Raw genomic sequence first — 12850 nt, forward strand, 5'->3', positions numbered from 1 at the left:
ATTGGGAATTGGGAATTGGGAATTGGGAATTGGGAATTGGGAATTGGGAATTGGGGAGAAAATCCCATACCCAATAACTAATGACTAAAAATAATGATTCCCAGGAAATACCTAGGAATCACAAATTAAACACTCAAAATTTATTTTTGATTTTTGATTTTTGATTTTTGATTTTTTAAGTCGCACCCTTAGCTGTCAAGCGATAAATAAAAGCCTTAACCGCGAACTGGGGCAAAGCCAACATCCGCCGCCAACGCCAAGGTTCTTGATAAAGTCGATACAACCATTCCAAATTGTTATTACCCAACCAAGACGGCGCACGAGATTTTGTCCCTGACCAAATATCAAAACTGCCACCGACACCCACCCAAATGGCTTGGGGACACAAATGACGGTTTTGGGCAATCCATAATTCTTGACGTGGTACACCCAAACCCACCAAAATTAATTGCGGTTGCAATTGCGCTAAAGTTTGTTGCAGTTGCTGTTCTTCTTCAGCAGTGTGGTAGCCAGAATGACTACCAGCTATATTCAAACCAGGATTTTGCTGCTGCCAAAACTCTGCTGCTTTTGCCGCTACTCCTGGCGCACCACCGTAGAAAAATATTGTTTTGTCTGTCTGCTGTTGCCCAATCCCACGCAACAGCATTTCTGCCAGTTCAATACCTGGACAACGGTTGATCTTTTGCCACAGTAGCCATCTTAAATACAGAACTACCCCTGCACCATCTGGAATAACTAATTCCGCACTTTGAATGATTTTTGCCAAAGTAGGATTTTGCTGTGCTTGCATAGTCATTTCTGCATTGAGGGTGATGACATGAGTCCCTCGGCTGTGTTGCCAGCATTCTAGCAACCAAGTTGGATAGTCATTCATCACATGAACAGGTATTCCCAAAACCGAAAACACTTTAGGGGTTTGAAACATAGCCTTTATCTGAATTAGTCTCACACCAGATGATCTAGAACGATAGTTTATCAAATTTTTTAATAGGGTGTCTCTTACTTTTTGGCCAAAGTAAAAATAGGGAAACTATCCATCTGGTGAAAATGACCCCATGCGCTAGATAGTTTTTTTGCCTACTGCCGATGATAAAAAAAGCTTATAATTCATCAGCAGAGTTTTATCATCGATTTTTGATAAATTCTTAGCAAGATCATCCCCTTTCTACTAATCAAGAGGCTAGTATCATAGCGTGGTTAAGGCGTAGTGCCTTATGTCCCTACAAATGCACTCAATGGTAAACATTCTATATTTATCTGCGTACACAATTATTTACCTTGAACAGCAAGAAGGCTCACACTGTACCTGTACTCAGGTCAGTGTCGAGATGAATTGCGCGTGAGTTGTTAGCGAAGCGGGGCGTACTCGCCCGGAGTGTAGTCTGACCATATTTGAGCGCAGCGAAAACCGGGAAGACTACGACGACGAAACGAGCAAAATATGATGTTTTTTGGTGAAACAATCATCAAAATATGTGTTACCATGAATACGTAAACACGGTAAGGTCGATACCATGTATAGAGCAATTAAAGTTAGGATTTATCCCACTGATGAGCAAGAATCATATCTAGCTCAATGTTTTGGTAATACTAGATGGTTGTGGAATTATATGCTTAATGCAACAACCACCGCGTACAAAGAAACAGGCAAAGGGCTTTCTAAAGCAGCTATGGATAAGTTGCTTCCGGGACTAAAAAAAGAATTTGAATGGTTGGGACTAGCTTACAGCCAAGTTTTACAACGAGTAACGTTCAATCTTTCAAGTGCGTTTGTCAATTTCTTTGAGGGGCGTACTAAATTCCCTAACTTTAAACCTAAGCATGGTAAGCAATCGATTCAATACCCCCAAAATATAAAACTGATGCCAGAGGATTCTGTTATTAAGTTTCCCGGTAATCTGGGGTTAATGAAAACTGTGTTTCACAAACAACTACCTGACGCTAAATTCACGACTGTCACAATATCGAGAAATGCAGATGGTAAATATTATGCGTCTATACTATTTAACCAGGAAGATACCCCAGTCGTAGCAGTTAGAGAGGCTATAGGAGTTGATTTAGGGTTAAAGAATTTTGCTATAACTTCCGAAGGTTCTAAATATGACCTTCCAAAAAAACAATTAGCGAAATTAGAAAAGAATAGAAAACGCAAACAGAAAAAACTCGCTAAAAAAACTGATAAAACATCTAACAAACGTCGTAAAGCAAAACGTTTAGTTGCAAAAGTCTCTAGTAAAATAGCTAGAGTTAGAGAAGATTTTCTACACAAGCTATCTCGCAAAATAGCATACGAAAACCAAGTTATTTGTATAGAAAATCTAGCAGTTAAGAACATGGTCAAAAATCCTAACTTGGCAAAAGCGATATCAGACCAAGGATGGGGAATGTTTCAAACCATGCTCAAATACAAAACTGAGAGTTTTGGACATATCTATATTGAAATAGGTCGCTTCTTCCCATCTTCTCAACTTTGTAGTGAGACTCTACTACCTATTCCTATGCTACAGAAAGGCTATGATTCTTTAGGTGTTAGGTTTGTAGATTGCCCACACTGCACAAAGCAACACGATAGAGACATTAACGCTGCGATAAATATTAAAAATGAAGGATTGCGACTTTTGGAGTTAGGAACGAGCTTCTCTGCCCTTGGAGGGGATGTAAGACCAAAATCTTCAGGACGTAAAAAATCCACTAAGGTTGAGGCAGTCCCCAATGAATTGGGAAGCCTACACTGTACCGCAAGGTCAGTGTAGGTAGTTCACACTGCATCTATTAAGTCTTTTTTAGTAAACTCAGTTTTAAAGTTAAGGCAGCGTAACGGGTAGAAGTTGACTATGAATAAAATTCGGATTGTGCTGATTGAAGATCACGACCTTACCCGTATGGGTATTCGCACAGCTCTGCTACAAAATGAAGAAATTGAAATTGTCGGAGAAGCGGCTAATGCTGTCGAAGGATTGAAAATGTTAAAAATGGTACATCCAGATATTGCTATTGTCGATATTGGATTACCGGATAAAGATGGCATTGAACTTACACGGGAGTTCAATGCCATTAGGAATGGAGACGAGCTAGAAACAAAAGTATTAATCTTAACGCTTCAAGATAATAAAGAAGCGGTGTTAGCGGCTTTTGCGGCTGGGGCTGATTCCTACTGTATGAAAGATATTAAGTTTGATAATTTGTTGGAAGCGGTGAGAGTCACTCACGATGGCAATGCTTGGATCGATCCGGCGATCGCTCGCATTGTATTACAACAAGCACAACAAAATCCGCCCCAGCCCGACAATTTGGCAGCAGATCGCAAATATATTGGCTCACACCCCGACTCTCCAGATAATCAGGCAAATCCTGACTCCTACACCCTCACAGAAAGAGAATTAGAGGTTTTACAGTTAATTGTCGAGGGTTGCAGCAATGCACTCATTGCCGAACGTCTCTACATCACTGTTGGGACTGTTAAAACTCACGTCCGCAATATTTTGAATAAGCTGTGCGCTGATGACCGCACCCAAGCTGCTGTCCGTGCCTTACGCTCTGGATTAGTCGGATAAATTTAATCTCTCAATTTTCTCAAATTTCACCCCCTGAAATTCAATACAAGGGTACAGAAAATCGAGAGTAAAGTTATACTCGTAAAAACAAATGATTTTGCTGGAAAAAACTGCTTTTTCAGTAACTTTTTAGTTGGGCAAGATCAAAATTATACTATTTTGCCACAGATTTACCTGCAAATAAAAGTCAAATATGACGCAAACCGAGGTAGAAAGACTTAAGCTCATGGTCGTAGACGATGAGCCAGATAACTTAGATTTACTCTACCGCACTTTTAGGCGAGATTTTCAAGTATACAAAGCCAATAATGCCCGTGGCGCATTGGCAATTCTGGAGAAAGAAGGAGAAATGGCGGTCATTATCTCCGACCAACGAATGCCAGAAATGAACGGTACGGAATTTCTCAGTCAAACAGTAGAGCGATTTCCTGACACCATTCGGATTTTACTAACTGGTTTTACTGATGTCGAAGATTTGGTAGATGCCATTAACTCTGGTCAAGTCTTCAAGTACATCACCAAACCTTGGAATCCAGAACGGTTAAAAGTTCTAGTTGAGCAGGCTACTGAAACATATCGCATAGTCAAAAAGCGTACCCAAGAGTTAAGTCGAGCTTTACGGCGGGAATCTTTATTTAATGCAGTGACAACAGCTATTCGAGAGTCATTGGATTATGAAAGTATGCTGCAAAAGATTGTCGCTACCATTGGACAAACCTTTGATGCTACTTGTTGTCTACTTAAACCAGTAGAAGATGATCTTCTCTTACCAAATGAGTTTTCTTATCAAAATCCAGTATTCCATACTCCCGATAATGCTTTTGACCCCAGTTTCTTAATTGAAAAGGTGCTAGCAACTCATGAATGTCAAATTTATCAAGAAATATATGACGACAAATCTTGTAACTACTTAGTTGTCCCCCTATCTTACCAACAAGACCTATTGGCGGTGCTAGCCTTATACCAATGGGGTCAAGATGAGCCTTGGCATGATGAAGAAATTCAACTAATTACAGGTGTCGCAGAACAAGCCGCTTTAGCTGTTTCTCAAGCCAAACTTTACCAATGTCTCCAGGAAAAGCAAGAGCAAATTAAAGCTGAGTTAGAAGTTGCTCGCCAAATTCAAAACAATCTGCTACGCCAAACTCTACCTGATATTAAAGGTGGAAAGTTACAAGCTTGCTGCTACCCAGCACGAGAAGTAGGCGGTGATTTTTTTGAAGTCTTTGTCCACCCCAAAGGAGACTTGTGGTTAGCCGTGGGAGATGTTTCTGGTAAGGGTGTACCAGCTGCTTTATTTATGGCTAGTGCTATTTCTGTATTGCGTCGGGAATTATCTCAGGAAACACCTGCTGATCCCAATGTAGTTATACATAATCTCAATAATGCTTTATGTACGGACTTAATTAGCAACAATTGCTTCATTACTCTTGTCTTAGCTTGTTTCACCCCGACTACTAGAGATTTGGTATATGCGAATGCTGGACACATTTATCCAATGGTTTGGTCACAACAAGCGACAAAAGCAGAAGAACCAAACTATCTCAAAGTCCGAGGTATTCCGATAGGAATATTACCGGAATGGCAAGCCCAGTCAGGTCGCTTAGTTCTCTCCCCTGGAGATACATTACTGCTTGCTAGTGATGGAATTACAGAAGCAATGGTATCAAATAAATTCTTATCAGCCGCCAAAACCGTGGATGGCGTTTTCCCAGTAAGTCGTTCTATGCTGAAACAAGATGGTCTGTGGCAAATATTGCAAGACGAACCACAACCACTGTCTCTGAACCATTTACTAGCTTGCATCCAGGCAGATAACCCCGTACAAGAAGATGATCAAACTATACTCTCTCTGGAGGTCTTGTAAGTGATGAAAAGTGAGTTGCACGTACCAAGTGACTTGAATTATTTAAATATTGTAGAAAACTGGTTACTGGGATGTCTAAAAATCCAATTGGGGGAATCTGTTGATTGGTCAAGACAGTCCAGTCGTTTGCGTCTAGCATTGGTCGAAGCCTACTCTAATGTAGTCCGTCATGCTCACAAGGAGCAGTCTAATATACCTATTTTGTTGCGTTTGGAACTCAGGGAGCGAGATATTTCTCTGGAGGTTTGGGACTACGGTACTGGCTTTGATTTGTCTACTTATTTTCCACCTAATCCTGTAGACAAACAAGAAGGTGGTTACGGGTGGCTGATTATGAGTCGTTTGATGGATAAAGTGGAATATCAGTTACAAGTTGATGGTGCTAACTGTCTAAAATTAGAAGCCACTATCCCGGAACTTGCTAATACTCAATAGTTGTGGGGAATTGGGAATTGGGTATGGGTGTAAAATCTCCTCTGCTCCCATACAACCTAATCCCGTCCTAATTTACTGCTTCCTATGTGGTGACTATTTTTCAGGGCGCAAAGCCAGTAACTCTTGAGGCGATGCTAGAAGTTTGATATGAGTTTCGAGGATTTGCCGTTGCTGGTTAAGCATAAATAGCCACAGGACATTGACGCTACACCAAGAGGTCTGAGTTCTGCCCCTAACTTGTATTTGGATCAGCCCATTTTCTAAGGGTTCAGCTATTCCCTGGTGAGGGTCAGCTTTGATATTTTGGGCTTCTTGTTGTAAATAACGCGCGATCGCATCTGTCCCCACAATACCAGATTCAAATGGTGGATACATCACACCCTCGGCGGCAAATAAAGCCCCAGTTGCTGTAAAGTTTCCAGCGTTTAAAGTTGTGAAATACTCTATGATTGTAGATTCTGTAATTCCTGGAATCTCAGGCGCAGTTTTTGCGGTACAAGATGAATATTCAGGAGTTTTCATAAAAAGTACCCAAAATTATGATCGCTGAAGATCAATTAAAATCAAAAAGCAGACAGAAAAAAAGCTGCTATTGGAGTGTATTACCAAATAAATAAATCTCACCAGAGACAGAATGTATTCCCAAGCTTTTACGTGGGAACATTGAACGAGTTAGGTATAATCGATAGACGGCCATTTTGGTTATACGAATGAACTACTGTTCCGTAGTTAGCAGCAGTGTGGTAAAAGAAAAAGCCAAAGAGTTGGGTTTTCACAAAGTTGGCATTGCTGCTGTAGATAGGGGAAATAATACAGCAGCAGAGAGGCTGCAAGCATGGGTAATGCTGGGTTATCACGCTGATATGGAGTGGATGAATAACCCGAAGCGTCAGGATGTTAACTTAGTCATGCCAGAAGCGCGATCGCTTATTTGTGTAGCACTCAATTACTACACCCCCCACCAACACCCTGAAGGGGAAGAGTACGCCAAAATCTCCCGTTATGGCTGGGGGAGAGACTATCACAAGGTGATGCACAAGAAACTCAAAGCCCTGGCTACTTGGTTACAATCCCTAGATCCACGGGTTCAAGCTCGTTACTATGCAGATACTGGCCCCATCCAAGATAAAGTGTGGGCGCAACGAGCCGGGATTGGTTGGATTGCTAAAAATGGGAATGTGATCACTAGAGAGTATGGTTCTTGGGTATTTTTGGGTGAGGTGTTGACAAATCTGGAACTAGAAAGCGATCGCCCCCACACAGAACACTGCGGTAGTTGTACACGTTGTTTGGCGGCTTGTCCTACTGGGGCAATTACCGAGCCATTTGTAGTAGATGCTAATCGCTGCATAGCTTATCATACGATTGAGAACCGGGCAGAAAAATTACCAGAGGCGATCGCATCCCATATGCAAGGTTGGGTAGCTGGTTGCGACATATGCCAAGATGTTTGTCCTTGGAATCAGCGTTTTGCGCAAGACACAGATGTGGTAGATTTTCAGCCCTATCCTGAAAATATCGCCCCGAAGCTGATAGAATTAGCGCAAATCTCAAATGAGGAGTGGGAAAGAAGATTTCCGGCATCAGCGTTGCGGCGGATTAAGCCAGAAATGTTAAAACGGAATGCCCGTGCTAATCTTGACGCATCTAGGCAATGTAATGACACAGAAAGTAATTATCTTTGATTTTGATGGCACAATTGCAGATACTGTAGATGCACTTGTAAGTATTGCCAATCGTTTGGCTATCGAGTTTGGTTATATTCAAATTACACCAGATCAATTAACCCTCCTGAAAAATTTATCATCGAGAGAAATTATTAAATATTCAGGAGTTTCTCTATTTAAAATCCCGTTTCTAGTTAAAAAGGTAAAAGCTGAATTAAAAGATAAAATCCAGGGATTGAAACCAATTCCTGGGATGAAAGAATCTTTAGTAGAACTAAAAGATCATGGTTATCAGCTAGGAATTATTACATCCAACGCTAAAGATAACGTTACAGCTTTTCTCACAATTAATGAATTAGATAATTTATTTGAATTCATCTATTCAGGAGTGACAATTTTCGGCAAAACCACCATTATTAATAATGTGCTTAAGCAGAAACAACTCAAGCCGCAAACAGTTATTTATGTAGGTGATGAAACCAGAGATATTGAAGCATCAAAAAAAGCTAATATTAAAGTAGTTGCCGTCACTTGGGGATTTAATTCTCCGGAAATACTAGCTAAACAAAATCCTGATTTTTTAATTCACAAACCTAGTGAATTGCTGCAAGTCGTACAAAATTGTTAAAAACACTGGATGGACGATGGGAAATCTTGGCTATACAAAATAAACCCGCGTAGGCGGGTTTCTAGCTTAGGGGCTATTTGCCAAAAGTCGATTTACTCAATTAATGACTATTTCTTAGGTTGACCTTTTTCCAGAGCTTTTTGGACTAAATCGTCACTGACTGTAGTTACAGCCTCATTCTTTGAAGCTCCTACTTCCTCGGCTAATTCTAAATAATCATCAGGGTTACCAGTGGATGGAATTTGTGTTTTTGTTACTTCACTTTCAGATTTTTTATCTTCAGGTGTAGTAGCTGCTTCCACTGCAACACCTTCACTCAATTGCTGTGCAGCTGCATAGTCAGCCTCAAAATCAACCTGGGGTGCTTTTGCTTCACCACTAGCTATACTTTCAGCAACTAATTGTGCATCATGGGTAGGAGCTTCACTAGGATTAGGCTTCACTTCATCAGTCATAACTAACACCTTAAGTAATTTTTTTATTGCTGCGGTGATCGTAACAACTGAGTTAGCTAGTTTTTAACACCCTTGGGAAATATTTCTACCTCTATTAAAAGGTAGATAAAACCAATTCGCAATTCGCAATTCGCAATTCGCAATAAATATGGCGATCGCTGCGCTTAACAAATGTGAATGAGTTGGGTAGAGTGCGTCAGTATGAATAATTTCTGAGTATAGTTAGGTTTTATCGCACTGACGCACCCTACAGTTTGGATATTTTTTTATCTGGAAGTCCCTTAACCAATGTAAATGAGTGAGGAGTTAATGATTACTCCTCACTCAATTTAGCTACCTAGAAAACTAAGCTCCAACTGCTTCTTTCGCGGCGTATAGTACCTCAGCCGAGATATCTTTAATACCGCGATCGCGAGCAAATTTTTCGGTATTTCGCTTCACTTTACCGCGCACAAAACCAGGGATTTTGTTCAATTCAGCTGAACCATCTTTTGTCCAATTGAGGTCAGATCCAGCCGAAATTCCTTTGGTAATTACTTCTTTGGTATCATGTCCGCCGAAGATTTCTAATAGATGATCTTCCATTCCTAAAGTGAAGGAATTGTAGATTAAATCTGTAATTTGATTTGTACCTTCGTAACCCAAGAATGGTTTGTAACCAATGGGGAAGTTTTGGACATGAATGGGTGCAGCAATCACACCGCAAGGAATATCCAAACGCTTACCCACGTGGCGTTCCATTTGTGTACCGAAGATGGCGGAGGGTTCAGCGCGAGCGATCGCATCCCCAATTTCGCCATGATCTTCCGTAATCAGCACTTCATCGCAATATTCGCTTACCTGTTCGCGAAACCAATCAGCATCGTATTTACAGTATGTTCCCGCCAAAACTACACGAATTCCCATTTCCCGTGACAAAATTTTGGTCAGAGCTGCGGCGTGGGTGTTGTCACCGAATACAACGGCTTTTTTACCAGTCAAGTTTTGACAGTCGATGGAACGGGAGAACCAAGCAGCTTGAGAGACATACAGGGTTTGCTCGTTGATGTACTCTTCGTAGTCAACGTTTGCACCTTGCTCGTTAACTATCTGCTGAATTTTTCGGATACATCTAGCAGTTTCTACAACACCCATTGGCGCGATATCTACGTAGGGTGTACCGAATTCTGCTTGTAGGTAATTAGCAGTCATTGGCCCTAGTTCCCGGTAAGGAATGAGGTTAAACCAAGCTCTAGGTAAATTTTTCAATTCATGGACTGACGCACTTTCAGGAAGGATGGCGTTTACCTCAATTCCCAAATCAGCCATCAGCCTTTTGAGTTCGGTGCAGTCATGGTTATTGTGGAAACCAAGGGTAGAAATTCCGATGATGTTAACGGAGGGCTTTTCTGTCTTAGCCGTTGGTAGTTCGCCTTTTTTGCGGGCTTTTTCAATGTAGAACTGCACAATTTGGTGCAGAGTGCGATCGGCAGCTTGTAGTTCGTTGAAACGGTAGTGATTTACATCTGCCAGCATCACATCCCCTTTGGCTTCTATCTGCGCCCGTTCGACAAAGTTTCCTAGGTCTTCTTGCAGAATACTAGAGGTGCAGGTGGGAGTTAAGACAATTAAATCTGGACGTTCTTCTGTGTCTTTGCGGGTAATATTATCTACCACTTTTTCTTGAGAACCACGCGCTAACACGTTACGGTCAACTACACTGGTTGTCACTGGGGTGAAGTCCCTTTCCCGCGATAGCATGGAGCGCATGACGTTAAAGTAGTCATCACCCAGAGGTGCGTGCATGATGGCGTGGACGTTTTTAAATGAGGTGGCGACTCGCAGAGTGCCGATGTGGGCTGGGCCAGCATACATCCAGTAAGCTAATTTCATTAATATGTTCTCCCTCGTAAACTTAAATAAATCGGAACGGGACTATAAGTGCTTGATGAGTAAATTGATGCTGATTGATTGTCCCAAAACTGGAAGCATTGATGAAGTGGGGTGTTTGGGGGTTTTTCTGGTGTGGCGATCGCTCAAAACTACTTCCTGATTATGATTCAGGTTGCACTTAAAACAACTTGATGCTTTTTAAATTACATGAATCTTAAAGTTCAGCAAGTTTTGTTATCAATTGGGATGGATAGGTATTAATTACTTTTTTTGAACGCAAAGAGGCGCGGAGGGACGCGGAGGTTTTAGTTGGAAAGATTTATTTGCATAGCCCTTTTCCCCACTCCTCTGCGTGAAATCACTTGCCCAAACACCCAAGAATTTGGCAGAATGAATCAGAATCCCCCAATGCCAAGTCAAAAATCATGCCTACGACTGGTACAATCCTCCGCAACCACTATAAAATCATAAAGATCCTCGGAAGTGGTGGATTTGGTGACACCTACCTAGCCCAAGATTTAGACCTACCCAACCATCCCCAGTGTGTAGTCAAACACCTCAAACCCAACTCCGACCCCAAAGTATTAGAAATCGTTAGAAGATTATTTGACAGCGAAGCCCAAATATTATATCGCCTAGGCAATGATAGTGACCAAATACCGCGACTATTTGCCCACTTTGAAGAGCAAGGGGAATTTTATCTAGTCCAAGAATTTATAGATGGTCAAGACCTAAGCTATGAAATCATTCCTGGTCAAAAGTTAACAGAAATAGCAGTCACCAAACTATTACAAGAAATATTAGAAATATTAGCAGTAGTCCACAAACAAAACATCATCCACCGCGACATTAAACCCCAAAATTTAATGCGCCGGCGGCAAGATGGTAAAATAGTGCTAATTGACTTTGGTGCAGTCAAAGAAGTTAACACCATGATGGTGAATAGCCAAGGTCAAACAAGCTTTAGTGTAGTCATTGGTAGTCTTGGTTATATGCCCACCGAACAAGCAGGCGGACGACCAAAGTTAAGCAGCGATGTATATGCAGTGGGGATGTTAGGGATTCAGGCGATAACAGGACTACAACCCAACGAACTACCAAAAGACCCCAATGATGACGAAGTGATTTGGCGCAATCGGGCAAATGTCACCGAGAAGTTGGCAGATGTATTAAATAAGATGGTGAGTTGTTACTTTCGGGATAGATACCCGTCAGCAGTAGAGGCGTTGGCAGCAATTAAATCACTACAGCCACAACAGCAAGTAACGCCAATTGTACCCACACCACAGCCACCCTCAACACCAACAAAAATCATCACTCCTTGGTCAAGGCGCAAGGTAATACAAACAGTTGGGTTTGCGGGTGCTGGGTTGGGTTTAGCAATTTTAGTGCCACGTCTCTGGCAATCTAATTCACAAGTCGTAACAGTAGATAAAACTGGGAAAATAGTAGACCGCCGTAATCTTGAAGTGAAATCATCATTCGTTGAAAACTTAGGGAATGGTGTCAGCTTAGAAATGGTGCAGATACCAGGGGGAACATTTACAATGGGTTCACCGGAAAGCGAGAAAAACCGAGACTCAGATGAAAGTCCCCAGAGACAGGTGAGAGTTCCCGGCTTCTTCATGGGGAAATATGAAATCACCCAGGAACAGTATCAAGCCATCATGGGGATAAATCCTTCCAACTTCAAAGGAGAGAAAAGACCTGTAGAAAGAGTCAGTTGGGATGATGCGGTAGAATTTTGTGAGAAATTGAGCCAGAAGACAGGAAAAACCTACAGGCTACCCAGCGAAGCGGAATGGGAATATGCCTGTCGTGCGGGGACAACTACACCGTTTTATTTTGGGGAAACCATTACCCCAGATTTAGTGAACTACAACGGTAACTTTCCCTACGGCTCTGCACCCAAAGGTGAGTCTCGTAGAGAAACAACAAATGTAGGAATATTTCCGCCGAACTCTTTCGGTTTATATGATATGTGTGGTAATATATGGGAATGGTGTCAAGATGTATACAATGATAGCTATCAAGACGCACCGAGAGATGGTAGTGCGTGGTTAACAAGTAGCGATAATGACACAAGGCTGCTGCTGCGTGGCGGTAGTTGGAATAATTATTCCTGGGATTGCCGTTCCGCCAGTCGCGCTAATATTACGCGCGAGTCTCGTGGCAACGATGTTGGTTTTCGTCTCGTTATGGTTGCGTGAAGATTACCTAGCCTGTAGATTCTTACTCTTTATACTTCTTATTCTTTTTCCGTCGAAGGGAGATTAAAAAGTTGTTTTTAATTTAGAGAAGGGGCGCGATCGCCATGACGGAACACATATAAATACTTGGTATAAGACTGTGGTGCTAGACTTGAAATC

The 12850-nt window shown here is 41.7% G+C and carries 12 protein-coding genes; 8 read left to right on the forward strand and 4 right to left on the reverse strand.

Annotated elements, in window-relative coordinates; all coding sequences use genetic code 11:
• Positions 1-175 precede the first annotated feature (175 nt).
• Positions 176-928 (reverse strand): WecB/TagA/CpsF family glycosyltransferase, encoded by a 753-nt coding sequence (locus tag ACM0OR_RS03695; protein ID WP_414575046.1) that lies wholly within the window; start codon positions 926-928, stop codon positions 176-178.
• A 589-nt stretch (positions 929-1517) separates the two neighbouring features.
• Between ACM0OR_RS03695 and ACM0OR_RS03700 the strand changes: the two genes are divergently transcribed.
• The 4 genes from ACM0OR_RS03700 (at position 1518) to ACM0OR_RS03715 (ending at position 5859) form a co-directional block, all read left to right on the forward strand.
• Positions 1518-2756, forward strand: a complete 1239-nt coding sequence (locus ACM0OR_RS03700) for a transposase (RefSeq protein WP_323265983.1) — start codon at positions 1518-1520, stop codon at positions 2754-2756.
• Between the two features lie 81 nt (positions 2757-2837).
• Entirely contained in the window at positions 2838-3557 is a 720-nt protein-coding gene (locus ACM0OR_RS03705; protein WP_414575047.1) for a response regulator, read from the forward strand.
• Between the two features lie 193 nt (positions 3558-3750).
• On the forward strand, positions 3751-5424 hold the full coding sequence (locus tag ACM0OR_RS03710; RefSeq protein ID WP_414575048.1) for a SpoIIE family protein phosphatase: 1674 nt from the start codon (positions 3751-3753) through the stop codon (positions 5422-5424).
• Positions 5425-5427: 3 nt separating this feature from the next.
• Entirely contained in the window at positions 5428-5859 is a 432-nt protein-coding gene (locus ACM0OR_RS03715; RefSeq protein ID WP_323266030.1) for an anti-sigma regulatory factor, read from the forward strand.
• Between the two features lie 93 nt (positions 5860-5952).
• Here the strand turns inward: ACM0OR_RS03715 and ACM0OR_RS03720 are convergent, their stop codons facing one another.
• Complete coding sequence (locus tag ACM0OR_RS03720; protein WP_414575049.1) at positions 5953-6381, reverse strand: nuclear transport factor 2 family protein; 429 nt, start codon at positions 6379-6381, stop codon at positions 5953-5955.
• A 188-nt stretch (positions 6382-6569) separates the two neighbouring features.
• Between ACM0OR_RS03720 and queG the strand changes: the two genes are divergently transcribed.
• Both queG and ACM0OR_RS03730 read left to right on the forward strand, forming a co-directional pair.
• The gene (gene queG, locus ACM0OR_RS03725) at positions 6570-7544 is read left to right on the forward strand and encodes a tRNA epoxyqueuosine(34) reductase QueG (protein WP_414575050.1); all 975 of its coding nucleotides are present in this window, start codon (positions 6570-6572) and stop codon (positions 7542-7544) included.
• A complete protein-coding gene (locus ACM0OR_RS03730) occupies positions 7519-8154 on the forward strand; it encodes an HAD-IA family hydrolase (protein ID WP_190697087.1) in 636 nt (211 codons plus the stop codon). The genes queG and ACM0OR_RS03730 overlap by 26 nt, the downstream gene beginning before the upstream one ends.
• A gap of 107 nt (positions 8155-8261) precedes the next feature.
• Here the strand turns inward: ACM0OR_RS03730 and ACM0OR_RS03735 are convergent, their stop codons facing one another.
• The gene (locus ACM0OR_RS03735) at positions 8262-8609 is read right to left on the reverse strand and encodes a hypothetical protein (protein ID WP_414575051.1); all 348 of its coding nucleotides are present in this window, start codon (positions 8607-8609) and stop codon (positions 8262-8264) included.
• A gap of 345 nt (positions 8610-8954) precedes the next feature.
• Positions 8955-10481, reverse strand: a complete 1527-nt coding sequence (gene bchB, locus ACM0OR_RS03740) for a ferredoxin:protochlorophyllide reductase (ATP-dependent) subunit B (protein WP_323265989.1) — start codon at positions 10479-10481, stop codon at positions 8955-8957.
• A gap of 4 nt (positions 10482-10485) precedes the next feature.
• Here bchB and ACM0OR_RS03745 point away from each other — a divergent pair, with 4 nt between their 5' ends.
• Together ACM0OR_RS03745 and ACM0OR_RS03750 are read left to right on the forward strand one after the other, a co-directional pair.
• Complete coding sequence (locus ACM0OR_RS03745; RefSeq protein WP_323265990.1) at positions 10486-10641, forward strand: hypothetical protein; 156 nt, start codon at positions 10486-10488, stop codon at positions 10639-10641.
• A 265-nt stretch (positions 10642-10906) separates the two neighbouring features.
• The gene (locus ACM0OR_RS03750; protein WP_414575053.1) at positions 10907-12691 is read left to right on the forward strand and encodes an SUMF1/EgtB/PvdO family nonheme iron enzyme; all 1785 of its coding nucleotides are present in this window, start codon (positions 10907-10909) and stop codon (positions 12689-12691) included.
• Positions 12692-12850: the final 159 nt, after the last annotated feature.

It is taken from the genome of Anabaena sp. CCY 9402-a (assembly GCF_963920945.1).
Taxonomy (GTDB): Bacteria; Cyanobacteriota; Cyanobacteriia; order Cyanobacteriales; family Nostocaceae; genus Trichormus; species Trichormus minutissimus.